Below are 23,597 nucleotides of genomic sequence, written 5' to 3'. Positions count from 1 at the left end.
CTTAGTTGCATGAAGACTTTCATCAGAATTGTCGAGGCTGGCACGATTTCATCAGCGGCAAACGAGTTGGGGCAATCCTCCCAGCTGACAGGGAAGCAATTGCGCACTCTTGAACATAGCCTTGGTGTACAACTTATCAGTCGTACGACCCGGAGTCAGAGCCTTACAGACAGCGGGCATCTATTTTATGAAAGAGCGAAAATTATTCTGGCAGAAATGGAAGAAGCGGAAAACTTGATTTCCGAAACCCGGGCAATCCCCCGTGGCAATCTTAGAATCAGTGCACCAATCACCTTTGGCAGTCAGGTGCTTGCCTCGAAGCTGCCGGAATATCTCAAACAAAATCCCGAAGTTTCGCTTGAATTATGTTTGTCGAATCGGACTGTTGATCTGGTTGAAGAACGCTTTGATGCTGTATTTCGTACGGGGGAACTGCCGGACAGCCAGTTGTTTGCCAGGGCACTGGCGCCTTACCAGATGATTATTTGTGCTGCGCCAGAATATCTCAGACAGGCGGGCAAACTCCGTGTACCACAGGATTTAAAAAAGCACCAATGCCTGATATTTACACATACTTCAATGCGGACAGAATGGATATTTCAGGGTCCCGATGGACAAGTATCAGTCCCCGTCACCGGCAGGTTTAAAACTGACAACAGCGAAGCCTTACTCGCTGCCGCACTTTCGGGACTAGGGATAATTATGCAGCCGTATCCGCTGATGAGTACGGAGATCGCTGCCGGGCGGCTTGTACGGATACTTCCGGATTATGAAGTGCCGAACCGGCCGGTCCATGTTCTTTATGCTCAGGACAGGAGAATGACACCACGGTTACGCAGTTTTATCGATTTCTGCACTACCCATTTTAGCCAGTAGAAGCCTGGCTGACCGGCAAAGCCCTGGCTGGTTCTTTCTCACTTCGGATTGCCGAGAACCTTCTTTAGCTCCTCGATATCCTCTTCGACAGCCGTTTTAAGACCGCGACGTTCAAGCCACTTTCTTCCCCAGATGCTTAGATCGAGAACCAGTTTGTTGAGTTCCCTGCCTTCGTCACTGAGTGAATATTCAACCTTGGGCGGCACGACAGGGTAAACCTGGCGAATAATCAGACCGTCTTCTTCAAGCTCACGCAGTTGCTTGGTCAGTAAACGCTGATTGATGCTGGTTAAAAACCGCTGTAGTTCGCTAAAACGAAGCGTTCCGTCTTTAAACAAGTGATAGAGAATTACCCCCTTCCATTTCCCTCCCATAATATGCAATGCAGCTTCCATTGAACATCCTGGGGCCGAATCGTAATTGCGTAATTTCTTCATATATCCCTAAGTTACCTTTTTGTAAGTATGTGCTTTTTTTTAGCGTATTAACAAAACCAACCCATATGGTACTTTTAGCGGGCTAAATATCAACCGCTTTCTGGAGAAGAAATGTCAGCTTTACTTTTTGAACCCATCACTATCAATGGTGTTGAATTCCGTAACCGTATTGCCATGTCCCCGATGTGTATGCACTCGGCTTCTGATGACGGCCAGGTTAATGATTTCCACGTTATTCACTATGGCGCCCGCGCACTGGGAGGCGCAGGCCTGATTATGCTGGAAACCGCTGCTGTACTGCCAAACGGTCCAATCGGCCCTGGAGATATTGGTATCTGGGATGATAGCCACGTAAATGGTCTGTCCCGTGTGACTAACGCGATTCACCGTTTTGGTGCGAAAGCAGGTGCACAAATCGGTCACGCTGGTCGCCAGTTGGGTATTGATATGCCATCCATTGCACCGTCTGCTATCCCGTTCACACAGGACTCCCGTGTGCCGCAGGCGATGAGCATTGAGCAGATCAACGAAGTCATTGAGGCATTCCGCCAGGGAGCACGCCGTGCGCGTGAAGCCGGATTTGATGTTATCGAAATCCACGGTGCCCACGGCTACTTGCTGAATCAGTTCCTGTCACCGCTGGCAAACAAGCGCACTGATGAGTACGGTGGTAACCATGAGAACCGCTACCGTATCGTGCGTGAAGTCATTGATGTAGTACGTAGCGAGTGGAAGGGGCCATTGTTCCTGCGTATCTCTTCAACCGATTATGTTGAAGGCGGAAACCGTCCTGAAGATTTCCTGATCTACGGCCAATGGATGAAAGAACAGGGTATTGACCTCATTGACTGTTCGAGCGGTGGAATTGCGATGATACCGGTAAACACTTATCCAAATTATCAGGTACCCGCTGCTGAACTGCTGCGTCGGGAACTGAATATTAAAACCGGGGCTGTTGGACTGATCGAAACGGGCCGTCAGGCGGAAGAAATTCTGCAAAACGGCCGCGCAGATATAGTTCTGGTTGGCCGAGATATGCTGAAAGACCCGTTCTGGGCACGTACTGCAGCCGACGATTTGAACGTCGCCCTTCCGGTTCCAGCCCAGTACACACGCTATGGTTCTGGCTGGCAGCGCTCTCAGCCGCGACTTCCGGCAGTTGAATTGCAAAGCACGGTAGAACAATAACACATGAAGCAGACCAGTTAACCGCTCTGAAGACCCAGTCGTAACGCCATCATTCGGCATTACGAGGTGCGTGTAAGCGTGTCAAGCAACCAGCCTTCAAAGCTTTCCAGTGCGGCCTGATTCACTCCCGTTTCCGTCGGTTTGACTAAACAGAATCGTTTGTTCAGCCTGTCTGAAGCAGGCCAGGGTGAAACAAGCAGGCCGCAGTTCAATTCCTTCTCGACATACATGCGCGGCACCAAGGCTACGCCCTGTCCTGCCATCACGGCAGCGATGGCCATTTCATGGAGATCGTACCGCACTCCCTGAGCCGGATTATCGAGGAGTATTCCACTTTCCCGGGCATAGTGATGCCATGCATCGGGATTCTGTCGACGGTGGATGCGCGGCAGTTTGTTTAACTGTTGATTGACGTCATTACGGGCCAACAGTGCCGGATGGCAAACAGGCACCAGATTTTCCTGAAACAGAAATTGCGTACGCGTTCCTGCCCATGCGGAATGTTCAAAATGAATGACCGCGTCAAAACCACTTCCCGGCAAGATAAAAGGATCCGTTCTGGCAGCGAGATTTAACGTGATATCCGGGAATAAAGAGGTAAAACCGTTAAGACGGGGAATAAGCCAGCGGCTGGAAAAAGTCGGCAGCACAGCGATATCCAGACTCTTACTGCCTTCAGGCATTCCCATTACGTACTGCGTATCTCTTTCGAGCCTGTCGAGCGTTTCACGCACGTGATGTGCATAGCGCGTGCCGACAGGGTTAAGCTTTACCCGGCTTCCCACACGATCGAACAATTTACAGTTCAGCAATGCTTCAAGTCGCGCAATCTGACGGCTAATGGCCCCTTCCGTTAACGATAACTCCTCAGCGGCGCGGGCAAAATTACCGTGCCTTGCGGCGGCCTCAAACGCCTGAAGCGACGCACTACTGGGTATTTTTCTGCGCATTCAACCTGTTCCTGTCTCTGTGCCTGTAGCTCGCACGCATTGACTTAATGTCACTAATTCATGACTTATTATCGATTTTACGGTGTAAAACTAGCTTGTAGCATGATGAAAAATCATTGAGCAACTGTATTTGCTTGCGCCTGCGACTTATGTGGAGATCAACTGATGTGGTACACCGTGGAATGTTCGTATAACGATGCTGGAAGCGAGGCAGAATGGAATGCCTTTTACAACCAGCAAAAATTACCCGCATTGCTATCCGTTACCGGGTTCGCGACATCGCAACGTTTTCGTGCAGTTACATCCGGCTGCCCTGTTTACCTTGCCATTCATACTGTTAAAAATGCAGAAACACTCAACAGTGATGATTACGCTTTAAAAGGAGGCGGTAATTTCGCGCGTTGGCAGGCCTGTATTACGGACTGGCATCGTAACCTGTATGAAGCTGATAGCCTTGCTCCAGCCATATCGTCTGATGAAATTCTGTTATTGAGTTCAACGCAAATAGACTTTTTAGAAACAGAAATGGGATATCGGGGGCTGGAAATGCGTGCTACAGGGCTGGATAAATCTCCTGAATATCGCGTTGCCTATGTTTTACCTGTTGAAATTAGAGCGTTATTTACGGATACACCCGGGGTGTACCTCTACGAGCCTCTTACTCCGCAGTTGCAGCGTGCTGAATAAGACACTGCCCTGGAAACACCTATTCACCCACAACTAATCCCGAGGTAATGATGAGCCACCCCCTTCCATTCCGGCAGATTGGCGATTTTCAGATAACGGCGCTGAGCGACGGCACGATGTCAGCCAGTCTGGAATTACTGTCAGGTATTGAAAACGCTGATGCGGACGCAATTCAAAAAAGTGCCGGAATCGCTGAGCCAGGCGATATCCATATCAACTGTTACCTTATCCGTGGTCGGGGTCGGGTCATTTTGGTCGACGCCGGCGCAGGGCCTCTGCACAATGCAGGGGGGCAACTCAACGTAAACCTTGCAGCCATTGGAGTCAGCCCTGACGACGTCGATACTGTTTTGTTGACGCACTGCCATCCGGACCATATTGGCGGTCTGCTGGATCCTGAAAAACAGCCGGTTTTTAAACACGCTGAAATAATGCTTCATCCTCTTGAAGCGCAACACTGGCAGGATGATGAAAAACTCAGCATGGCGAATGAACGCGCGCAACGTAATTTCAGGCTGGCCCGCCAGACGTTAAACGCTTATGCGCAGAAGCTGCGTTTTTTTAACGGGGATAAAATAGCAGGCGCTATTCTCCCGGTAGGGTTACCGGGGCATACGCCTGGGCATACAGGGTTTCAAATCGATGCGGATGACCAATGCTTATTAATATGGGGAGACATCGTCCATTATCCGCATATTCAGTCCGCGCACCCGGATGTTTCTATTTTATTCGACGCCGATCCCGCTCAGGCCGAGGAAACAAGGAAGAACATTATGGAACACGCTGTCAGCAAAAAAATGCTCATTGCAGGTATGCACTTAGGCCAGGCAGGGTTTGCCAGTATTCTCAGGGCGGGTAATGGCTACCGCATGTTCTGGTCTGAGCAATAAATGGGGATGTCCGACTGTCTTGTTATTGAATAGCGCCGTTAAACGACAAAATTGTCCGCTTTAGAATCGTCATTCTTCAAAGAAGAAGCGCTATAATGCAGACCGTTTCTCAGCGGTTAAATGCAGGTGATAAAGTTGGATAAAATAGATCGGGCCATTCTTGCGGAATTACAGAAAGACGGCCGGCTCCCCAATAATCTTCTTGCTGAAAAAGTCGGCCTGTCTCCATCCCCATGTCTTCGACGTGTAAATGCACTGGAAGATGCAGGGATCATCGATCGTTACGTGGCAGTACTCAACCCGCAGGCTGTGGGAATGAAACTGACGGTTTTCGTTCGGGTCTGGCTGAACAGTCAGGATGCTGACACAACTGACCATTTTTCCCGGGAGGCCAGTCTATTGCCGGAGGTCATGGAGTGTCACCTGATGGTAGGAGACTGTGATTTTCTACTACGTGTTATGACAACTGACCTGGCGGCCTATCGTCAGTTTCAGACACAGCATCTGACGCGTATTAAGGGTGTGAAAAGCGTCAAGACCGAACTGCCGATGCAGACCATCAAGCAAACGACTGAAATTCCGCTGAGCTGAACCACCGGGCTCATTGGCCCGGTCTAGTCTGTTAATCTTTATAGCGCTCTATCCGGTAAACGCCTTCCAGGGCTGGCGTGCCGCATCTCAGATACAGGCCGTTCTGTTTTCTTTTGAGCTCAGGCTTCGTTAGCGGTAAACCACAGATCTCCCTCAAGGCCTGCGGCGTAAGCAGAGTGACATCATCGACATAGCGAACCTGAGCGAGCACGGCAGGATAGCTGACGCAAGTGCGCCACATCAGGTATTCCATTCCTGTAAACAGTACCAGTGCAGCAGCGGCCAAACACGGATAAAGCACCGCTCCGGGAACAGCGGTTCTTTGAATATTCCTTGTTCGACTCATCTTCAGCTTTCCCTGCTCAAAACCGGGCGCGCCGCACCTATCAGCCTGTCAATCGCAGCGGCGACGAACATGACAGCCAGTACGGGCAGCAGCCATGCAAGCCCTTGATTGTGTAGTGGTAGCTGCCGGGTCATCGTAAATGGCCATTGTGTCATCCCGGCGGCTTCCAGTGCATCAGCCACGCCGAAGAGAAAGGCAACAAACGCAGCTGGCACAACCACACGGGGTGCAGACCTGAATACTCCCCTCAAAAAATACGTCAGGATGAGCACCACAAATACGGGATAAACTGCCGTCAGCGCCGGAACTGAAATATTGATAAGCTGCGTAAGACCCAGATTGGAAACCAGCGTCGAAAAGGCGGCGAAAAACCAGGCATAGGCTCGATAACTGATACGGGTAATACTGCTGAAGTAGCCAGCGCAGGCACAGTTCAGGCCGATAGCTGTGACCAGACAGGCAATGGTAATCAGCACCCCAAGGAAAATATTGCCTCCGGTGCCATAGCTGAAATGCACATAGGCGCTAAGAACCTGAGCACCATTAGTGGCATTCTCAATCAGCCCGGTACTGCCGGTGCCGAGCCGGAACAGGCTCAGGTATACCAGGGCCAGGCCCGTACCAGCAATGAGACCGGATATAACAGCGTATCGAGTGATGAGTCGGGCAGACGTGATCCCGCGTGACTGAATGGCACCGACAATGACCAGTCCGAAAGCCAGCGCGGCCAGGGTATCCATGGTCAGGTAACCATTCGTCAGCCCTTGTGAGAAAGCCGAAGAAGCATAGGCTCCTGAAGGCTCCTGGGGTTGGCCGGCAGGCAGAAACATCGCTGTTACGGCAAGAATAATAAGAGCGACAATTTTAACAGGGGAAAGTAACTTGCCTACCGTATCCAGCAATCTGCCAGGGTTAAGTGAGATCAATAAAACGAGACCAAAATAGATCACGCTCCAGAGCGGCAACCAGCGCTCACTGCCTGTAAATGGCAGCAAGGCAAGCTCGTAAGAGACAGTGGCAGTTCGTGGCGTGGCAAACAGCGGACCAATACAGAGATAACAGATAACCGTTAGCAGGATGCCGCACAGACGCCCCACTGGCTGCGTAAGAATAGCCATAGACCCACCCGCTTTTGCCATGGCAATCGACGTAATGACTGGCAGCCCTACCCCCGTCAGAAGGAAACCGGCTGCGGCAAGCCAGACTGATGTGCCGGCCTGCAGGCCGATAAAAGGCGGAAAGATGATGTTCCCTGCCCCGACGAACAGGGCAAAGTTCATGAATCCCAGGATGAATATGTCTCTGATGCGAAATGTTGTCATTTTAATGTCTGTGTTGGGTTTGAATGTAGTCACCGGTTCATAGCAGGTGACGTAAAAAAGCAGTGGCTGCCACACTGATAATGACCACTGGCAACAGCGAAAAACGCATAGCTGCCACCAGGGATATCGCGAGCGCCAGTAAGTCGGCCGGATGCGTGGTCACAAAATGCGGCGCAATGACGGTGATAAGGACGCACCCGGGGGCTGCATCCATGACGGCCCGGGTGCGTGGGCCCAGAGTTCGGTTTCGCAGTAGCAGATAGCCTGCTACTCGGGTCAAATAAGTGGTCAATGCCATCAGCAGAATGGTTACGGTAGTCAGCAGGCTCATGCTTTTCTCCTCGTCAGCAATATCGCCAGAATCCCGCTTACCGCACCTACAGGCACGTAGGCCGCCCCCGGAACAAAATGATACGCTGCGGCGGCACAGACCAAACTCACCAGCCACGGGAGTGCAACACGCAGGCCTTTCCACATTCCTTTTAGCAGCACAAAAAATACAGCAGGAAATGCCATATCAAAGCCCCACTGCGTCACGTCACCCAACGCTGGGCCGATAATCACGCCCGACGCAGTGGAACTTATCCATAGCAGCCACATAGCACTGACCATGCCGGCGTAGTAGCCCATACTGAAATACGGAGAAAGGCCCACTGCTCGCCGGCGTGCCGCGTCTGCCATGCTCATAGCCCAGCTTTCATCGCACATAAAAAACAAGGCTGGCATGACCTTACGTGCAGAAAGATGAGCGAGATAAGGAGCAAGGGATGCCCCCATGACCAGATGCCTGCTGTTAACGAGCAGGCTAACCAACACAATCGTCAGCACGTGCGGCGGAGAGGTCCAGAGAGCAAGGGCTGCAAACTCTGAACCACCACCGAAATTAAGGCCAGTCATTAGCGACAGGCTAACGACAGAAAATCCTTTTTGTGCCGCCTGCGCCCCTAACAGCAGGCCAAAAGGAAGCACGCCGACAAGGACCGGCACGCAAGCTGTAGCCCCGCGCACCATTTCTGAACGAAAAGAAGGATAATGAGTAAAATCAGAATACTGAGCAGACATGAGCGACCTCCGTAAAGGCCGAATATTGTATAAAACTTCTGTTGGCAGCAGGTTGCGATAATGCGTTATAAACACCGAATTAAGGTTGTGGATTTCAATAATAATTAGATTAGTGACATTAGATTTCTCAATGGCATTGCTGATTGTATTTAGAATGCGTGAGAGTGAAGCAGACCCAATTGAAATTAACTAATAAACGCCTCGATTTGCAACGACAGGGAGCGAGCCACATTCCGCCCGCCCCTTGCCATGACCTTAAGATGCCGTAGCGTCATTAACCGGAGTTGCGCAGAACGACGGCAGAACATCCTCAATCAACTCCTGTAGTACCTCTTTCGCCGGACGCTGGCTTGGCTTGAGGTTCAGCGTGATATGCGATACGCCCACACCTTCCTGCTGCTTCCAGAATTCCATCAGCGTGTTACGCCCAGCGCGCAAGAAAATATTGTTGAACAGGCGTAAAGGCTCATTTGGATTTTCACTCAGCTCAAGGAAGTTTGCATAACCAAAGGGATGCCAGGTTTGACCATCGCCCAGCTCAGCAATTTCCTTCACGATAGCGCCGGAGCGTTTAGGATCAACACCGTGCCAAATCCAGGCATCGGAGTGATTCGCGATCCAGGACATATCCTGACGCGCACGACCAATCGTGATCATTGGCAGGCGCGGAACCGCGGGTTTTGGCACTAAATCAATCCCACCGTTGAAATTGCCGTAATATTCCGTCGTGCCTTTTGGAAAACTGTTCTCCGTGAGCAAACGAATAACATCCCACGCTTCCCTGAACCGGTCGGCACGATTGTTAAACTCATAACCAAACGCCGGGTACTCTACAGGACGGTCACCGCTCGACATGCCCAGCAGCAAGCGGCCACCTGACAAGCGATCCACACTTGCCGCCTGTTTTGCCGTGAGTACCGGATTTCTCAGCGGGGAGACTATTCCGGCAGTACCCAGCGCAATATTTTTGGTCACAGCGGCCAGGTAGCCCAAATCAACCATCGGGTCATACACCTGACCTGCGTCACCAAAGTTGGGGTCGTAGAATGGGACATCACGCAACCACAAGGCAGAAATTCCGCCTTCATCCGCCATTTGTGCTAATTCACGGTGATCGTCCATATTCGGGATGGGACCTTCCGGATAACCCTTGAAGGGTGCGATAAGTCCGAAGGTCAGTTTGCCGGGCTGGAACACGCGTTTGAAAGCAGAATGCTGTTGCAGATGCGATGGTAATGTGAGTTGAGTCATTTGAATTCCTGCTGTTTAATTTAATTAGGTCTGTTGCAATAAAGTAAAACAAATATTCGGGAATGTGCTCCCCATGTGACGGGACGAATTTATTCAGTTAAGTAATAGGCAATAAAAAGCCCGCTACAGGAGCGAGCTTTGAGGGAAGATAATCAAAGATAGGTGACGTTATCTATCTGCCGTTTTGAGTCGTCATTAAGACCCAGAATATCAAACTCTGGCATGTCGCGTATAAATTCCAGGAATGGCGGTTTGATCCCTAAATCATCAAAGTCGGCGGCGTGGAGCTGGTAACGAATAGCCTCTTCATCGCCGGAGATAACTTTTTCCACCCAGTTAGGTTCAATAATGAGCTGGTGTCCAAGCGCGACAAAATCGATATCAGCTTGTACCACTTCCTCGGCTTGTTGAGGCGTGCGAACATTGCCAACGGCGATGATCGGCTTTTTCGGGCTAACTTTTTTCAATTGGGTAATAATAGGTTCAACGTTACCCTTATCACGCATCGACGTACGCCATACCGAGCCCATAGAAACGTGGATATAATCAAGCTCAGTATGCTGCAACTCGCCAATGAAATATTGAGTATCGTCCAGCGTAATGCCGGGTTCTTCCAGCTCTTCCGGCGACAAGCGGTACCCGACAATAAATGACGGAGAAGCGTATTTATTTTTTACTTTCATCACTTCGTCAATCACCGCCAGTGGCAGATTAAGTCTTTTATCCAGGCTGCCACCCCATTCATCGGTACGACGGTTTGAGTGTGGAGAGACGAACTGCTGTAACAGGTAGGTGTTTGCGCCATGAAGTTCGATGCCATCAAATCCGGCCTCAATGGCACGACGTGTAGCCTGGGCGAAATCTTTGATGAGGTTGACCACTTCATCTGCACTTAATTCTCGCGGTATTGCTGCCCCATTACGCGGGGCAGCAACAGCACTGGCGCTGACCGGCTGAAGGCCGCGAGTGATCCATGGGTTAGTCATACGACCTGCACTGAAAATTTGCAAAATGGCTTTAGCCCCGCGCGCCTTAATCGCATGTGCAAGTTTCGCTAGTCCTGGGATTTTGCTGTCGTCATCAGCACCTAATTGCCCTTCAAAGCCTTTCCCTTCTTTATTAATATAGGCCACAGGTGTAATAAATAACCCAACGCCACCTGCGCGCTGCTGCATATAATTAATTTCTTCGAGAGTCACCGTCCCATCTTCAAATGACATTTGCTCAGTCATCGGTGGCAGTACAACACGATTTTTAATGACGACACCATTAGGCAACGTGAAAGGTTTTAAAAAGCGATAATCCTTCATTTCAACTCCAGAATGAATGTGAAAACAACAACGTGATTTATCAAGTTTTCACATACTAGAGTAAATATTCGGGAAAGTGCTTCCCATAACCGGGGAATATAAGGAGCAAATTGCGGCAAACACATCATAGTATTCGCCGCATAGCTGTCAGGTTCAGGAGGCCTCAGCAATATCTCGCATCACTTCAGCGGCCAAAATATGAGATCGCTGACGGGCCAGCGGGTCATAGATGCGGCTGTCGATAATCAGTTCGTCAAACCCCGTGCTCGCGATAACCTCACGTAACCACGTGCCGACTTTCTGCTTATCTCCCGCAGCGGTAAACGCCATAACCTGATTTAACACCTGCCGCTCATGCGATGGCAGGCTGGCTATATAGTTTTCTACCGGTGGCTGAAGCAACCCAGGGCGTCCCATGTGTAAATCCAGCATCCATCGCTGATGTGAACTGGCAAGGTACTCTGCTTCCTCATTCGTGTCCCCCAGGAACAGATTCACGCCCGCCATCACGTAGGGTTCAGCCAACTGTGCTGAAGGCTTAAAATTGTTACGGTAATGCGCAATCGCCTGCATTAAGAAGCGTGGTGCAAAATGCGAAGCAAAGGCATACGGCAGCCCAAGTTTTGCCGCCAGATCGGCCCCGTGAAGGCTGGAGCCAAGTATCCACACAGGTACATCGTGCGGTTCCGGTACGGCACGTACGGGGCGTCGATGATTATCAGCCAGATAATCCATGACCTCCACGACATCCTGATTGAAGTCTCGCTCAGGCGTCAAACCACGCAAGGCGCGTACTGTGGCACCACCACTACCCGGCGCACGACCGACACCGAGATCAATACGACCTGGATAAAGCGCATCAAGCGAACCAAACTGCTCTGCCACCACCAAAGGCGCATGATTTGGCAGCATGATGCCGCCGGAGCCAACCCTGATAGTGTTTGTTGCCGCGGCAAGCTGAGCGATGATGAGGGAGGTAGCAGCCGAGCCAATACCCGGCATGTCGTGATGTTCGGCAATCCAGTAGCGACGAAAACCGTGCTGCTCGACAGTTACCGCCAGTTCCCGCGATTCATTTATCGCAGTAGCCAGGTTCTTGCCTTCGCCAATCATGACAAGATCTAATACAGATAAAGCGGTCATTGTAACTCCAGAATGAATGTTAAAAATAATAAGTAAATATTAATTTTTCACATACTAGAGCAAACATTCGGGAAAGTGCTTCCCATCATCAGGGAAGCACTGGAGCAGATTAAGGTCGGACATTACTGTCTAAATATTAATGCCTGAATAATTGAAAAACCGCGTGAGGATTAATTTTGTGGCCTCTTCCAGGGCACACCATTTTCCGTCCAGTCTTCGGCAATCATATCGACAAATCCGCGTATTCTTGGCGATAGATGGCGTTTACTGGGATAAATGATTCTCACGGGTTCTGGGTCAACTTTGAATTCCGTCAGAATAGCGGTTAACTCACCGCGCTCCAGTGACTGGAACGCCAGGTAATCAGGCAGCTGAATAATACCAAACCCGGCAATAGCGGAAGAAAGCATCGCCTCTGAACTGTCGATGTCCATTCGGCCCGGTCCGTCATAGAGGTAGTACCCATCAGGTGTTTGATACCGCCAGACACGGCGTTTATCCGCACTGCGGAAAAAGATGGTGTCATGCCTGGAGAGATCTTCGGGCACGGCGGGTACACCGCGTAAAGAGAGGTATTCGGGTGAAGCGCAGGTCACCATGTGCTGAGTGGCAATAGTACGGGTTAATATCCTGGAGTCATCTTTCGGCTCGCCAATACGAATGGCGATATCGAACCCTTCTTCGATCAAATCAACATAGCGATCGCTGAACACAATATCTGCTCGTAATTCTGGCCATTTTTTTAAGAATCTGTCGATAACCGGCAGTATATGCCGCTGCCCAAGAGACAGTGGTGCGGTAAGGCGAAGCGTACCCGTCGGTTTTTCCCGCCGCAGCGCCATGGTGGCATCGACCTCTTCCAGATCTTCCAGAATCTGTTTACACCGGTCATACATAATCCGCCCTTCTTCCGTCAGGCTGAGCTGTCGTGTTGTTCTGTTAAGAAGGCGCACACCCAGCTGCGCTTCCAGCCGCGTAATACTCTTGCCAATAGCCGAACGTGAAAGGCCAACGCTTGACGACGCGCGGGTGTAACTCCCCGAGTCGACAGCCGCGACAAAGGCAGCAATATCACCAATACGATTCAGTTCCATCAGTTCACTCCCTGCATGGAAGCGTCTGCTTCCCGTGATATGGGAATCACATTCCCCAAATTTTCGATTACTCTTCGCATTAGCTTAACAACAAGACGTTAACAGAGAAGCTTTATTTTTCGTACATCTGCTATGCAGCACGTTTGACTAACAGACTTCCCACAGAACAGCTGGCGAAGTCATACTCAGGAAGTGAGAAAATTCATGATGTTAAAAGAATCTGATGCCATCCTTGATGACATTATTACCGCGTGGTCGGGCAAACGCCACTGGCCATCATTTATGGCCGATAATGTCGTTTACGAAAGTAATCACCAGGGAAGTGCTACCGGAGAATTTGCCGTCAGACAGCTGTTTGAAGATAACTTTCCCGGTGGAATGACCGTACAAGTCAATACCACCAATAAAGTTGTCCGGTCACAAACCCAATCCAGCACTATCGCTGCCTATTTTTACGGGAATACAACGGATACACGTTTGCAGAATAACGACGACGTGAATTACGGTGGAATGATTGTGATTAATACCTTTAGCGGGTCTGTCGAACGCGTACGCGTCCATTTGAACTGGCTAAAAGGTAACAAGAATATTGTGCATCACTGGCACTTCCCCTACGAGCGCCAATGGCAACCCGGTGACCGCGTTTCCCCTCTGATCAGTGAAATTGACGCCCCGTGGCACGCCTATAAGCAAGCGCCTACCCCTTTAAGTGACGAAGACGCAATTGCCGAAGCCTGGTTCCAGTATGCATGGGCGCTGGATATGGCGGATTATAGCTTGTTTACTGGCGCGTTTTCCGGCGATGCGACCGCAGACTTACCCCCTATGGGAAAACTAAAAGGGCGTCGCATGCTGGTAGCAACGCTAAAAGCCTTCAGAATGCCCTGGCCCTGGATTCAGCATTACGGTGTCCCATTGCAAATCGACATCGCTGAAGACCGCCAGTCTGCTTCATTGCTGCTTGGCCGCATTATTCCGGAGCAAGATAAAACTGCCGACGGCGAATCATTGTATGGTGCGCATTATAAAATTGAGCTGAAAAAAGAAGACGGCGAATGGAAAATGTCGCGCATGGATTATTTCCCTGGATGGTTCACAGTCAAAAACGAGGATTAATCTTGCATTTGGCAGGAATACCCATCATGAACAAAATAATTGGATTAACTGGCGTTATGAGCACCCCCTCAAGAACTGAAGGCCTGGTCGGTCATTTAACCGAAGCATTCGTTTCCCAAACGGGATATGAGCATTCTTTTATCAACCTGAAAGACTTTGGCGAGAGTCTGCCATTAGCAAAAACATTCACAGATCTCGACCAGAACGCACGGAAACGGGTTGATGAAATCATCAATGCAGATGCGCTGATCATTGGTGTTCCAACATGGAACGCCGGTTATCCGGGGATATTCAAGCATTTATTCGATCTGATTCCTCTGGATGCCCTTGTCAATAAGCCTGTAATGTTATCCGCAACAGGTGGTTCAGATCGTCACGCATTAATGCCCGAGTATCAGTTGCGGCCATTATTTACCTATTTACGGACGCGTGTTGCGACAACGACATTATTTGCCACTACGAATGATTTTGATGGTAACCAATGCTCACCAGAATTTGAAAATAGAATGCTTCGGGCAGTTGATGAATTAAAAGCTCTTGTTCATTGATTCCAAAGCAAACCATACGATCAGAAACAGAAACGAAGGTAAATTTATGCTCAGCAGACAGTTCATGCAAAACGGCAATTACCTCCGTTATCACAAGGAGATAATTGTCAGGAAAGGATAATCAAAATACCGCTTGTCGTTCCCGCCTTTACGCTCTCACCCTGCCGACTTCGGCCGTAAATTTTCATCAAATTCCAGCCGTTTGCGGCTAGGCTCTTCCTCACGCAGCGGCTCGACCTGGTGCATGGTCAACTTACAGCGTTCAACCAGAACCTGATATTCCCGTGTCCCCTGCATTTTCCACTCGATTTCCTGAACACTAAGTTCACGTATCGCTTTAGCCGGGCTACCAATAATCAAATGGTTTGCCGGCATTTCCGCCTTCGCTTTCACGAATGCCGCGGCGCCAACGATACTGTTTTCGCCGATCACAGCCCCGTCCATCACCACGGCATTCATGCCCACCAGCGCGTTACGCCGGATAATGCAGCCATGCAAAATAGCGCTGTGGCCGATATGTCCGTCCTCTTCCACCACGGTGTCTTGTTCTGGAAAGCCGTGCATCACGCAGTTATCCTGGATATTCGCCCCATCTTTCACCACGATACGACCAAAGTCCCCACGCAGGCTGGCATTAGGGCCAACGTACACCCCTTTGCCCAGGATCACATCACCAATCAGCACGGCGGTCGGGTGAACATAACTCTCTTCAGGCACAACCGGCGTCAGGCCGTCAATTTGATAAACAGGCATCCCCACTCCTTATGCGATATTCAGGCCACCAAAGCGCTGGTAATAGAGCGTGCCAGGCACAGGCAATTCGCCTACCGAGGTTTCACCTTTCTCGCTGACAAACGCCAGCGCCCCCGGTGCTACGCGCTGGTAGATATTAATGCACAACTGTCTTGCGCTTTGTCCTGCCCAGTGCGCCGGGAGCAACTCCTCCGGCAGCAGCGGATCTTTAAGCACAACACGACGATAAAAGTGAATCAGTAGCAGCTGGATCTGGAAGCAACGTTCCGGCGTCAGCTCTTCCGGTGCTGCCTCTTTAAGCAGCGGCAGTAACGGACGGAATGAGTCGATAAACGCCTCGTACATCGTATTCTGTTCAGTCAGTTGCCAGCACTCCTCCACGCGCGAGCGTAGAGCTGCGCGGGAGAGCGCCAGCGGTGAATGCGCTTCAAAAAAGATAACGTTTTCCGCCACACCCGCGTCATGCAGCAACGACTGCACATCTGCCAGATGCTGTGAAGGCGACGCCATCAGGCTCGGGGCCAGCGTGCCAAACCCCTGCCAGATCAGCTGTTTTTTCACGTCAGCGAGAGTGGTTTTATCCAGCCCTTCAGACAGTAACAACAGCCATTTTCCGTCCCAGGCGGGCAACTCTGCGCGGTAAATTTTATTTTCCGCGCGACGGGTCAGACGTAACCCTTTATCGCTCAGGCGGTAAAAACTGCGACGCCCGATGCGGGACACATCCAGCCAGCCCTCTTTGTTGAGGCGAAACAGCGCGGTACGCACAAAACGTTCGCCAAAGCCCATCCCTTCGAGCAGTGCGGCAAGGCTCCCAAGCCAAATCTCGCCGCCGCGATGGGAAAGCGCATCACCATAAAGGGAAGAAATAAGCGAAGTACCGCTGATGGGAACCGAGCTGACAGCGTGCTGGATAAATGCGTCGAGTTTATTCATATGATTCATTCTGTTGTGATTTTTTTCCTGGATGAATCATAGCACAGTTTTAAAACACCCCTCTCTCCCCAGGAAAGAGGGGTTACGGTTAGCCGTTAGCGGCCACTTTACGCAGGTCGAACACGCGACACGCTTTACCTTCGGAGCGTGGGATACTGCCGCAGTTGACGATAGTGACGTCGGTTGAGATCCCCACCATCGACTTAATGCGGTGGCGCAGGTTATGGCACACCTGGCAGCGCTGCTCGTGGGTTAACGTCAGGCTACTCTCTTTCAGCTCGACCTTCACAGAAAGCGAATCAAGATGACCACGACGATTCACCTCCAGCTGGTAGTGCGGAGACAGGTGCTCAAACTTGACGATCTCCTCTTCGAGCTGTGACGGGAAGACGTTTACGCCGCGGATAATGAGCATGTCGTCGCTGCGTCCGCTAATCCGGTCCATGCGACGCATGGTGCGTGCCGTACCGGGCAGCAGGCGGGTCAGGTCGCGGGTGCGATAGCGAATCACCGGCAATGCCTCTTTAGTCAGCGTGGTGAACAGCAGTTCGCCCAGTTCGCCATCTTCCAGCGGCGTGCCATCGTTCGGGTTTACAATTTCAGGATAGAAATGGTCTTCCCAGATTGTCGGGCCATCAGCGGTTTCAATGCATTCCATCGCCACGCCCGGGCCCATCACTTCTGACAGACCGTAAATGTCCAGCGCGGTAATGCCCAGACGTTTTTCGATTTCACGACGCATGGCCTGCGTCCACGGCTCTGCGCCAAACACGCCCACGCGCAGGGAACACTGGCTGGCATCGCCACCCATCTGGCGCTCAAGCTCTTCAATCAGGTTGAGGCAGTAAGATGGCGTCACCATGATCATGTCCGGCTGGAAATCACGGATAAGCTGCGCCTGTTTCTCGGTCTGACCGCCGGACATCGGGATCACCGTGGCCCCTAAACGTTCTGCGCCATAGTGCGCGCCCAGCCCGCCGGTAAACAGCCCATAACCGTAGGCCACGTGGATTTTATCTTTCGCGCTGCCGCCTGCGGCACGCAGGGAGCGGGCGACGATGTTGGCCCAGGTATCAATGTCATTCTGGGTGTAACCCACCACCGTCGGTTTGCCGGTCGTGCCGGAAGAGGCGTGGATACGCACCACCTGCTCCATCGGCACGGCAAAGGTATCGAACGGGTAGTTATCTCGCAGATCCTGTTTAGTGGTGCACGGGAATTTGCGGATATCGGCCAGCTCTTTGAAATCATCAGGGTGAACGCCCGCCGCATCAAACTTGCGTTTGTACATTGGTACGTTGTTATAAGCATGGTTCAGCGTCCATTTCATGCGCTCAGTCTGCAACGCCTGTAACTCATCAAAGGACGCGGTTTCGATCGGATCAAGCTTTGTTGTATTTGTCATTGTAGGGTACTCACATTGTTTTTCGCTCAAACACGCTCAAGGATCATGGCAATGCCCTGACCCACACCGATGCACATCGTACAAAGCGCATAGCGCCCGTTGCGTCGGTGCAATTCGTTGCTCGCCGCCAGCGCCAGTCTGGCACCGCTCATACCGAGCGGGTGGCCTAACGCAATCGCCCCCCCGTTCGGGTTAACATGCGCGGCATCATCCGGTAAGCCCAGTTGACGCAACACACCCAGCGCCTGCGAAGCAAAAGCTTCGTTAAGCTCAATGACATCCATATCGTTAATGCTTAGCCCCGCACGCTCCAGCACCTTACGGGTCGCCGGAACCGGCCCTAACCCCATCAGGCGCGGTTCAACGCCTGCCGTTGCCATTGCCACAATGCGCGTGCGTGGCACTAAACCTTGTGCCAGCGCCATGTGCTCGCTGGCGATAATCAACGCTGCCGCACCGTCGTTCACGCCAGAGGCGTTCCCCGCCGTGATCACACCGTTTTTACGAAACGGCGTTTTCAGCGCAGCCAGCTGTTCCAGGGTCGTCTCGCGAGGATGTTCATCAACGCTGATTTCCGTTACGGCCCCTTTTTTGCCCGCCACCAGCACCGGCACAATTTCCTGAGCCAGAATGCCGTTCTGCTGAGCCAGCGCGGTACGTTGCTGGCTACGCAGCGCGAAGGCATCCTGGTCGGCACGGCTAATATTTAACAATTCAGCTACATTCTCTGCCGTTTCCGGCATACTGTCAGTTCCGAATTGCTGATGCATGAGCGGATTCACAAATCGCCAGCCGATCGTGGTATCGAACATCTCTGCCTGACGCTGGAATGCCGATGTCGCTTTGCCCATCACAAAAGGCGCGCGGGACATTGACTCCACGCCGCCGGCAATCAGCAGATCGCCGTCGCCTGCTTTAATGGCGCGTGCCGCAAAGCCAATGGCATCCAGCCCGGAGCCACACAGGCGGTTAATCGTGGTGCCAGACACCGTTTGCGGTAGCCCGGCAAGCAGCGCCGACATACGTGCCACGTTGCGGTTGTCTTCCCCGGCCTGATTCGCGCAGCCGAAAATCACATCGTCTATGCGTTCTGCGTCCAGCTGCGGGTAGCGCGCCAGCAATGCACGCAGCGGCACCGCACCTAAATCATCTGCACGTACCCCCGACAACACACCGCCATAACGCCCCACCGGGGTACGAACACCATCACAAAAAAATGCATCACGCATCAGGCTTCTCCTGTCACACTGCCGCCAATGCGGTGAGATTTCCCGCGAAAGAGAGCGACAGTTTTTTGTTGTTGGTTCTGGATTTCAATGTCGTACACGCCGGTAAGCTTGCCCTGATGCTTAACCCGCGCGATGGCGGTCAGCTTGTCCCCGGCAAATCCCGGACGCAGAAAGTCGATGGAGCAGCCAGACGCCACTGCCGCCAGCCCCTGGCTGTTGCAGGCGTAGGCAAATGCGGTGTCTGCCAGCGAGAACAGCTGGCCGCCGTGGCAGGTTTTGTGGCCGTTGAGCATCTGCGGGGTGATGGTCATCGTCACCACCGCGTACCCTTCGTCCATTTCGATAATGTCGATTCCCAGCGCCTGGGCGCAGGCATCCTGTTCATACATCGTACGGGCGTTATGCCAGGCGTTATGACTCATAGCTACTCTCCAGAAGCGCACGCTGGCGCAGCAGTGAACAGGGGCGATAACGTTCTTCGCCGTAATGGCGTTGCAGGTTTTCCAGCAGCGCTAACAGACGTTGCCAGCCCAGACGTTCGCCCCAGGCAATCGGTCCGCAGGGGTAATTCACGCCAAGGCGCATCGCGGTATCGATATCTTTCTCGCTGGCAACCCCTTTTTGCAGAGCGTCCAGCGCTTCGTTGACAATCATCGCCACCGTGCGCCAGATGAGCAGGCCAGGGTAATCTGTAATCTGCACCACCCGTTTTCCCTGCTGTTGCAGCCAGAAGATGGCTTTTTGCGTGGCCGAATGCGGGTTACTGGCAGCCGCGGCGATTACCGCCACATCGCCTTCCATCCGGTCGACCACCACCACCGGGCTGTTTAAGCGCAGCGCCAGCGCCTGGGCGGTCTCCCCCTGGGTTTCAATCAGCAGCAGCTCATCAATTTCTGTGACACCGTCACTTCTTCTCTGCGTGTTCATCGGGCTAAAACTGTCGCTGACGGCATCGAGCCACTTCACGTCAGGTTTATTCCCATTCCAGTCGTACACGCCCTTCCCGCTCTTTTTACCCAGACGCCCGGCCAGCACCAGCTCTTGCTGGACCAGCGATGGCAGGAAACGACGCTCCTGCCAGAAGGCGTTGAATACCGAACAGGTCACGGCAAAATTGACGTCCTGACCAATCATGTCGGTCAACTCCAGCGGTCCCATCGGGAACCCGCCGCCTTCGCGTAACGCGGCATCGATGACTTCGGGAGCTGCCACCTGCTCTTCCAGCGCACGCCAGGCTTCAGAATAGAAAGGACGCGCCACACGGTTAACAATAAAGCCCGGCGTGGACTGACAGCGCACAGGCTGTTTGCCCCAGTTCGTTGCCAGCGCGCACAGTTCGTCCGCCACTTCCGGGGATGTCGCCAGCCCACTCACCACTTCGACCAGCTTCATCACCGGGGCCGGATTGAAAAAGTGCAGCCCGGCCACGCGCTCAGGGTGACGAATATCCGCCGCAATCGCGGTGACGGAAATGGACGAGGTATTACTGGTCAGCAGCGTCTGCGGCTGGCAAATCTCGGCCAGTTGAGCAAACAGCGCCTTTTTCACTTCCAGGCGTTCGGATGCGGCTTCAATCACCAGATCCGCTGCGGCAAGCGCGTTGATATCGGTTACCGGAATGAGCCGCGCAAGGATCTGGCCGCTGGCATCCGCAGACAGTTTTCCGCGCGTCACGCGGGATGCCAGGCGCTGACGGATACCGTCAATGGCACGCGAAATGGCGGCAGCGGCGATGTCGTAAATCAGGACCTGATGGCCGTGGCTGGCTGCCACTTCGGCAATCCCGGCGCCCATCGTGCCGCTGCCAATCACGGCAACAGTGTGAATATTCATCACCATTTTATTTCCCCGTGAAGTTTGGCGTACGTTTTGCCAGGAAAGCGCTCACGCCTTCGCGATAGTCATCGCTGCGTCCGGCCAGACGCTGGTAATCACGCTCCAGGTCGAGTTGCGCATCCAGCGAATTGGTTTCGGCGGCGTTAATGGCCTGCTTGATAAGCCCCAGGCCAAAAGTCGGCTGGGAGACAAAGTGCAGTGCCATCTGCTGGGCGGTACTGGAAAGTTGCTCGTCATCCACCACCTGCCAGATCATCCCCCACGCCTGCGCCTGCTCGGCACTCAGTTTGTCACCGAGCAGCGCCAGCCCCATGGCTCGGGCGCGGCCAGCAACGCGTGGCAGCAGCCAGGTACCACCGCAGTCCGGCACTAAGCCAAGCTTACTGAAGGCCATAACGAAATTCGCTGAACGCGCGGCAATCACCATATCGCAGCCCAGCGCCAGGGTTGCGCCCGCACCCGCCGCCACACCGTTCACCGCAGCAATGACCGGTTTTGGCAGTCTGGCCAGGCGGCGTACCAGCGGGTTGTAGAAGGTTTCCACGGACATACCCAGATCCGGTGCCGGGCCGTTCGGGTCGACGTTGCGGTCGTTAAGATCCTGCCCGGCGCAAAAGCCGCGCCCCGCTCCGGTTATCAGCAAACAGCGGATAGTGTCATCACGCTCGGCCTGCTTCAGGCATTCGGAAAGTTGCTGATGCATTACATCGTTAAAGCTGTTTAAACGCTCCGGGCGATTGAGCGTAATGGTCATTACGCCTTGCTCTACTTGACTCAGAATAAATTCCACAATTAGCGTCCTTTAAAGTCGGGGGTGCGTTTTTGTAAGAAAGCCTCGATACCTTCACGGCGATCGTCAGTGGCTGAAAGTAACGTAAACAGCTGTCGCTCTTGCGCCAGCCCGGCCTGGAGCGGCACTTCCTGAGACTGACGCAATGCCTGTTTCGCAGCCTGTAACGCCAGCGGCGAGTGGCGCGCCATCAACGCCGCCTGCTTCAGGGCATATTCCAGCGTCAGCGGCGCAGGGAAGATATCGCTCACCAGCCCGGCGTGTTGCGCCTGCTGCGCGCTAATACTTTCACCGGTCAGCACCATTTTGCTGGCAAGGGATTTACCCACGCTGCGAATAAGGCGCTGCGTACCGCCAGCACCCGGCATAATGCCGAGGGTGATTTCCGGCAGCCCAAAACGCGCGTTGTCACCGGCGATCACCACATCGCACAGCAGCGCAAGCTCGCAGCCCGCACCCAGCGCAAAGCCGTTAACGGCGGCAATCAGTGGTTTAGGAAAGGCGTTAATCCGCGCCCACAGCTGGGGGCGAATGTCATTCAGCGTGGCAGGCAGATCTTTTTCCGCCATTTCGTTGAGATCAGCCCCTGCGGCAAAGCAGCGTTCGTTGCCGTAAATCACACAGGCCGAGATATCACCATCCACCGCCGCGGCTTCCAGTTCAGTGGCAAGCTGGGTCAACAGCGCATTGTTCAGGGCATTGCGCGCGGCCGGGCGGTTCAGCGTGAGCTGCAACACGCGGCCATGACGGGTGACAATCAGTTCGCTCATGCCATCCCCTTCGCATCAAAGTCGACAATGACGTCAGCGGTTAGCGGCAACGCCTGGCAGCTCAGCACGTATCCGGCAGCCAGTTCGTCCGGCTCAAGGCTGTAGTTGGTTGCCATATCTACTTTGCCGCGCACCACTTTGCATTTACAGGTGGCGCACACGCCGCCCTTGCAGGCATACGGCAGGTCAGCGCCCTGACGCAGGGCCGCATCAAGAATGCTTTCGTCGTCAGCGGTCAGGGTGATTTCGCGGTCACGACCATCCTGACGCACGGTCACTTTTTGCCCCTGCGCCTGCACGCTGAGGGTACGTTTCACGCCAGATCCAGGGGTATTAAAGCGCTCAAGATGGATGGCTTTTTCCGGCATCCCCAGCGCTTTTAACGTTGCTTCGGCATCGTCCATCATTGCTGACGGACCGCAGATAAAGGCTTCGTCGTACTGACGGAAATTGATCAGGGTCTTTGCCAGCGCCTGAAGTTTTTCGCCATCAATACGCCCGTGCAGCAAATCGCTGTCGAGGGTTTCCTGGCTGAAGATGCACACCAGTTGCAGGCGCTGCGTGTATTTGTCTTTCAGGTCAGCCAGCGCCTGACGAAACATCATGCTCTGGCTGCTGCGGTTACCGTAAATCAGGGTGAAATGGCTGTTCGGCTCGGTGGTCAGTGTGGCGGACAGGATCGCCAGCATCGGGGTGATCCCGGAACCCGCGGCAATGGCCAGATAGTGACCTTCACGTTCGGCCTGCGGCTGGTAGCCAAAGTGCCCTTGCGGAACCATGACCTCCAGGGCCATGCCCTGTTTGATCTCATCCCGGGCGTAGCGCGAAAAGCGCCCCCCTTCGATGGCTTTAACAGCCACGCTGATTTCGCCAGGCGTCACGCTGCGACAAATAGAGTAGCAGCGGCGCAGTTCATCGCCGCCCAGCGTGGCTTTAAGAGTCAGGTGTTGCCCTGGACGAAAGCGGTAAGCCTCCTGCAACGCCTGTGGCACCGCAAAGGTAATGGTCACCGCATCGCGGGTTTCGGGTTCTACTTTTGCCACAGTTAAGGAGTGAAACGTTGTCAT

26 protein-coding genes are annotated in these 23,597 nt (G+C 52.9%); 7 read left to right on the top strand and 19 right to left on the bottom strand.

Annotated elements, in window-relative coordinates; translation table 11 throughout:
* Positions 1 to 9: 9 nt before the first annotated feature.
* Positions 10 to 876: a LysR substrate-binding domain-containing protein gene (locus HV107_RS22725; protein WP_259349657.1), complete on the top strand. Its 867-nt coding sequence runs from the start codon at positions 10 to 12 to the stop codon at positions 874 to 876.
* A gap of 38 nt (positions 877 to 914) precedes the next feature.
* Here the strand turns inward: HV107_RS22725 and HV107_RS22720 are convergent, their stop codons facing one another.
* Positions 915 to 1,313 (bottom strand): helix-turn-helix domain-containing protein, encoded by a 399-nt coding sequence (locus tag HV107_RS22720; protein WP_182060958.1) that lies wholly within the window; start codon positions 1,311 to 1,313, stop codon positions 915 to 917.
* Positions 1,314 to 1,424: 111 nt separating this feature from the next.
* On the opposite strand from HV107_RS22720, the gene namA reads away from it, so the two are divergent.
* Entirely contained in the window at positions 1,425 to 2,501 is a 1,077-nt protein-coding gene (gene namA, locus HV107_RS22715; protein ID WP_182060957.1) for an NADPH dehydrogenase NamA, read from the top strand.
* 59 nt (positions 2,502 to 2,560) lie between these two features.
* On the opposite strand, the gene HV107_RS22710 is transcribed toward namA, so the two are convergent.
* A complete protein-coding gene (locus HV107_RS22710; RefSeq protein WP_182060956.1) occupies positions 2,561 to 3,451 on the bottom strand; it encodes a LysR substrate-binding domain-containing protein in 891 nt (296 codons plus the stop codon).
* A gap of 165 nt (positions 3,452 to 3,616) precedes the next feature.
* Between HV107_RS22710 and HV107_RS22705 the strand changes: the two genes are divergently transcribed.
* From HV107_RS22705 to HV107_RS22695, 3 genes are all read left to right on the top strand, one after another.
* Positions 3,617 to 4,138: a sugar ABC transporter gene (locus tag HV107_RS22705; protein ID WP_182060955.1), complete on the top strand. Its 522-nt coding sequence runs from the start codon at positions 3,617 to 3,619 to the stop codon at positions 4,136 to 4,138.
* A gap of 50 nt (positions 4,139 to 4,188) precedes the next feature.
* Positions 4,189 to 5,028 carry an MBL fold metallo-hydrolase gene (locus tag HV107_RS22700; RefSeq protein WP_182060954.1) on the top strand — a complete coding sequence of 280 codons (840 nt, stop codon included), beginning with the start codon at positions 4,189 to 4,191 and terminating at the stop codon, positions 5,026 to 5,028.
* Between the two features lie 120 nt (positions 5,029 to 5,148).
* The gene (locus HV107_RS22695; RefSeq protein WP_220458420.1) at positions 5,149 to 5,619 is read left to right on the top strand and encodes an Lrp/AsnC family transcriptional regulator; all 471 of its coding nucleotides are present in this window, start codon (positions 5,149 to 5,151) and stop codon (positions 5,617 to 5,619) included.
* Positions 5,620 to 5,650: 31 nt separating this feature from the next.
* Here the strand turns inward: HV107_RS22695 and HV107_RS22690 are convergent, their stop codons facing one another.
* The 8 genes from HV107_RS22690 to HV107_RS22655 form a co-directional block, all read right to left on the bottom strand.
* A complete protein-coding gene (locus HV107_RS22690) occupies positions 5,651 to 5,965 on the bottom strand; it encodes a hypothetical protein (protein WP_182060953.1) in 315 nt (104 codons plus the stop codon).
* 2 nt (positions 5,966 to 5,967) lie between these two features.
* Positions 5,968 to 7,287 (bottom strand): branched-chain amino acid transport system II carrier protein, encoded by a 1,320-nt coding sequence (brnQ, locus tag HV107_RS22685; protein WP_182060952.1) that lies wholly within the window; start codon positions 7,285 to 7,287, stop codon positions 5,968 to 5,970.
* Between the two features lie 37 nt (positions 7,288 to 7,324).
* The gene (locus tag HV107_RS22680) at positions 7,325 to 7,618 is read right to left on the bottom strand and encodes an AzlD family protein (protein ID WP_182060951.1); all 294 of its coding nucleotides are present in this window, start codon (positions 7,616 to 7,618) and stop codon (positions 7,325 to 7,327) included.
* Positions 7,615 to 8,349: an AzlC family ABC transporter permease gene (locus HV107_RS22675; protein WP_182060950.1), complete on the bottom strand. Its 735-nt coding sequence runs from the start codon at positions 8,347 to 8,349 to the stop codon at positions 7,615 to 7,617. Before HV107_RS22675 ends, HV107_RS22680 begins: the two co-directional genes overlap by 4 nt.
* A 255-nt stretch (positions 8,350 to 8,604) precedes the next feature.
* On the bottom strand, positions 8,605 to 9,600 hold the full coding sequence (locus tag HV107_RS22670) for an LLM class oxidoreductase (RefSeq protein ID WP_182060949.1): 996 nt from the start codon (positions 9,598 to 9,600) through the stop codon (positions 8,605 to 8,607).
* 152 nt (positions 9,601 to 9,752) lie between these two features.
* Entirely contained in the window at positions 9,753 to 10,910 is a 1,158-nt protein-coding gene (locus HV107_RS22665) for an NADH-dependent flavin oxidoreductase (protein WP_182060948.1), read from the bottom strand.
* Between the two features lie 153 nt (positions 10,911 to 11,063).
* Positions 11,064 to 12,053: an LLM class flavin-dependent oxidoreductase gene (locus tag HV107_RS22660; protein WP_182060947.1), complete on the bottom strand. Its 990-nt coding sequence runs from the start codon at positions 12,051 to 12,053 to the stop codon at positions 11,064 to 11,066.
* A gap of 170 nt (positions 12,054 to 12,223) precedes the next feature.
* Positions 12,224 to 13,147: a LysR family transcriptional regulator gene (locus HV107_RS22655; RefSeq protein WP_182060946.1), complete on the bottom strand. Its 924-nt coding sequence runs from the start codon at positions 13,145 to 13,147 to the stop codon at positions 12,224 to 12,226.
* Between the two features lie 204 nt (positions 13,148 to 13,351).
* Here HV107_RS22655 and HV107_RS22650 point away from each other — a divergent pair, with 204 nt between their 5' ends.
* Both HV107_RS22650 and HV107_RS22645 read left to right on the top strand, forming a co-directional pair.
* Positions 13,352 to 14,263: a nuclear transport factor 2 family protein gene (locus HV107_RS22650; RefSeq protein ID WP_182060945.1), complete on the top strand. Its 912-nt coding sequence runs from the start codon at positions 13,352 to 13,354 to the stop codon at positions 14,261 to 14,263.
* Between the two features lie 26 nt (positions 14,264 to 14,289).
* Positions 14,290 to 14,811 (top strand): NAD(P)H-dependent oxidoreductase, encoded by a 522-nt coding sequence (locus tag HV107_RS22645; RefSeq protein ID WP_182060944.1) that lies wholly within the window; start codon positions 14,290 to 14,292, stop codon positions 14,809 to 14,811.
* A 156-nt stretch (positions 14,812 to 14,967) separates the two neighbouring features.
* On the opposite strand, the gene paaY is transcribed toward HV107_RS22645, so the two are convergent.
* From paaY to paaE, 9 genes are all read right to left on the bottom strand, one after another.
* Positions 14,968 to 15,564 carry a phenylacetic acid degradation protein PaaY gene (gene paaY, locus HV107_RS22640; RefSeq protein WP_182060943.1) on the bottom strand — a complete coding sequence of 199 codons (597 nt, stop codon included), beginning with the start codon at positions 15,562 to 15,564 and terminating at the stop codon, positions 14,968 to 14,970.
* A gap of 9 nt (positions 15,565 to 15,573) precedes the next feature.
* On the bottom strand, positions 15,574 to 16,509 hold the full coding sequence (paaX, locus tag HV107_RS22635) for a phenylacetic acid degradation operon negative regulatory protein PaaX (protein ID WP_014070179.1): 936 nt from the start codon (positions 16,507 to 16,509) through the stop codon (positions 15,574 to 15,576).
* Positions 16,510 to 16,588: 79 nt separating this feature from the next.
* Positions 16,589 to 17,905 (bottom strand): phenylacetate--CoA ligase PaaK, encoded by a 1,317-nt coding sequence (paaK, locus tag HV107_RS22630; protein ID WP_182060942.1) that lies wholly within the window; start codon positions 17,903 to 17,905, stop codon positions 16,589 to 16,591.
* Positions 17,906 to 17,931: 26 nt separating this feature from the next.
* Positions 17,932 to 19,134, bottom strand: a complete 1,203-nt coding sequence (pcaF, locus tag HV107_RS22625; protein WP_182060941.1) for a 3-oxoadipyl-CoA thiolase — start codon at positions 19,132 to 19,134, stop codon at positions 17,932 to 17,934.
* The gene (paaI, locus tag HV107_RS22620; RefSeq protein ID WP_014070176.1) at positions 19,134 to 19,556 is read right to left on the bottom strand and encodes a hydroxyphenylacetyl-CoA thioesterase PaaI; all 423 of its coding nucleotides are present in this window, start codon (positions 19,554 to 19,556) and stop codon (positions 19,134 to 19,136) included. Before paaI ends, pcaF begins: the two co-directional genes overlap by 1 nt.
* Positions 19,546 to 20,973, bottom strand: a complete 1,428-nt coding sequence (gene paaH / locus HV107_RS22615; protein WP_182060940.1) for a 3-hydroxyacyl-CoA dehydrogenase PaaH — start codon at positions 20,971 to 20,973, stop codon at positions 19,546 to 19,548. The genes paaI and paaH overlap by 11 nt, the downstream gene beginning before the upstream one ends.
* A 1-nt stretch (position 20,974) precedes the next feature.
* The gene (gene paaG, locus HV107_RS22610) at positions 20,975 to 21,763 is read right to left on the bottom strand and encodes a 2-(1,2-epoxy-1,2-dihydrophenyl)acetyl-CoA isomerase PaaG (RefSeq protein ID WP_182063574.1); all 789 of its coding nucleotides are present in this window, start codon (positions 21,761 to 21,763) and stop codon (positions 20,975 to 20,977) included.
* Positions 21,763 to 22,530 carry a 2,3-dehydroadipyl-CoA hydratase PaaF gene (paaF, locus tag HV107_RS22605; protein WP_182060939.1) on the bottom strand — a complete coding sequence of 256 codons (768 nt, stop codon included), beginning with the start codon at positions 22,528 to 22,530 and terminating at the stop codon, positions 21,763 to 21,765. Before paaF ends, paaG begins: the two co-directional genes overlap by 1 nt.
* On the bottom strand, positions 22,527 to 23,597 hold the full coding sequence (paaE, locus tag HV107_RS22600) for a 1,2-phenylacetyl-CoA epoxidase subunit PaaE (RefSeq protein WP_182060938.1): 1,071 nt from the start codon (positions 23,595 to 23,597) through the stop codon (positions 22,527 to 22,529). The genes paaF and paaE overlap by 4 nt, the downstream gene beginning before the upstream one ends.

This window comes from Enterobacter sp. RHBSTW-00175 (assembly GCF_013927005.1).
Taxonomy (GTDB): domain Bacteria; phylum Pseudomonadota; class Gammaproteobacteria; order Enterobacterales; family Enterobacteriaceae; genus Enterobacter.
Note: the sequence above shows the minus strand (reverse complement) of the source record. Positions and strands in the feature narration are given on the sequence as shown.

Excerpts from the sequence above, each read along its gene's own strand:
- brnQ (WP_182060952.1), bottom strand. The coding sequence starts at position 7,287 with ATGACAACATTTCGCATCAGAGACATATTCATCCTGGGATTCATGAAC.
- pcaF (WP_182060941.1), bottom strand. The coding sequence starts at position 19,134 with ATGCGTGATGCATTTTTTTGTGATGGTGTTCGTACCCCGGTGGGGCGT.
- HV107_RS22650 (WP_182060945.1), top strand. The coding sequence starts at position 13,352 with ATGATGTTAAAAGAATCTGATGCCATCCTTGATGACATTATTACCGCG.
- paaI (WP_014070176.1), bottom strand. The coding sequence starts at position 19,556 with ATGAGTCATAACGCCTGGCATAACGCCCGTACGATGTATGAACAGGAT.
- HV107_RS22720 (WP_182060958.1), bottom strand. The coding sequence starts at position 1,313 with ATGAAGAAATTACGCAATTACGATTCGGCCCCAGGATGTTCAATGGAA.
- HV107_RS22675 (WP_182060950.1), bottom strand. The coding sequence starts at position 8,349 with ATGTCTGCTCAGTATTCTGATTTTACTCATTATCCTTCTTTTCGTTCA.
- namA (WP_182060957.1), top strand. The coding sequence starts at position 1,425 with ATGTCAGCTTTACTTTTTGAACCCATCACTATCAATGGTGTTGAATTC.
- paaE (WP_182060938.1), bottom strand. The coding sequence starts at position 23,597 with ATGACAACGTTTCACTCCTTAACTGTGGCAAAAGTAGAACCCGAAACC.
- HV107_RS22655 (WP_182060946.1), bottom strand. The coding sequence starts at position 13,147 with ATGGAACTGAATCGTATTGGTGATATTGCTGCCTTTGTCGCGGCTGTC.
- paaY (WP_182060943.1), bottom strand. The coding sequence starts at position 15,564 with ATGCCTGTTTATCAAATTGACGGCCTGACGCCGGTTGTGCCTGAAGAG.
- paaX (WP_014070179.1), bottom strand. The coding sequence starts at position 16,509 with ATGAATCATATGAATAAACTCGACGCATTTATCCAGCACGCTGTCAGC.
- paaH (WP_182060940.1), bottom strand. The coding sequence starts at position 20,973 with ATGGTGATGAATATTCACACTGTTGCCGTGATTGGCAGCGGCACGATG.
- HV107_RS22695 (WP_220458420.1), top strand. The coding sequence starts at position 5,149 with ATGCAGGTGATAAAGTTGGATAAAATAGATCGGGCCATTCTTGCGGAA.
- HV107_RS22665 (WP_182060948.1), bottom strand. The coding sequence starts at position 10,910 with ATGAAGGATTATCGCTTTTTAAAACCTTTCACGTTGCCTAATGGTGTC.
- HV107_RS22690 (WP_182060953.1), bottom strand. The coding sequence starts at position 5,965 with ATGAGTCGAACAAGGAATATTCAAAGAACCGCTGTTCCCGGAGCGGTG.
- HV107_RS22670 (WP_182060949.1), bottom strand. The coding sequence starts at position 9,600 with ATGACTCAACTCACATTACCATCGCATCTGCAACAGCATTCTGCTTTC.
- paaK (WP_182060942.1), bottom strand. The coding sequence starts at position 17,905 with ATGACAAATACAACAAAGCTTGATCCGATCGAAACCGCGTCCTTTGAT.
- HV107_RS22710 (WP_182060956.1), bottom strand. The coding sequence starts at position 3,451 with ATGCGCAGAAAAATACCCAGTAGTGCGTCGCTTCAGGCGTTTGAGGCC.
- HV107_RS22725 (WP_259349657.1), top strand. The coding sequence starts at position 10 with ATGAAGACTTTCATCAGAATTGTCGAGGCTGGCACGATTTCATCAGCG.
- paaF (WP_182060939.1), bottom strand. The coding sequence starts at position 22,530 with ATGAGCGAACTGATTGTCACCCGTCATGGCCGCGTGTTGCAGCTCACG.
- HV107_RS22645 (WP_182060944.1), top strand. The coding sequence starts at position 14,290 with ATGAACAAAATAATTGGATTAACTGGCGTTATGAGCACCCCCTCAAGA.
- HV107_RS22700 (WP_182060954.1), top strand. The coding sequence starts at position 4,189 with ATGAGCCACCCCCTTCCATTCCGGCAGATTGGCGATTTTCAGATAACG.
- HV107_RS22680 (WP_182060951.1), bottom strand. The coding sequence starts at position 7,618 with ATGAGCCTGCTGACTACCGTAACCATTCTGCTGATGGCATTGACCACT.
- HV107_RS22660 (WP_182060947.1), bottom strand. The coding sequence starts at position 12,053 with ATGACCGCTTTATCTGTATTAGATCTTGTCATGATTGGCGAAGGCAAG.
- HV107_RS22705 (WP_182060955.1), top strand. The coding sequence starts at position 3,617 with ATGTGGTACACCGTGGAATGTTCGTATAACGATGCTGGAAGCGAGGCA.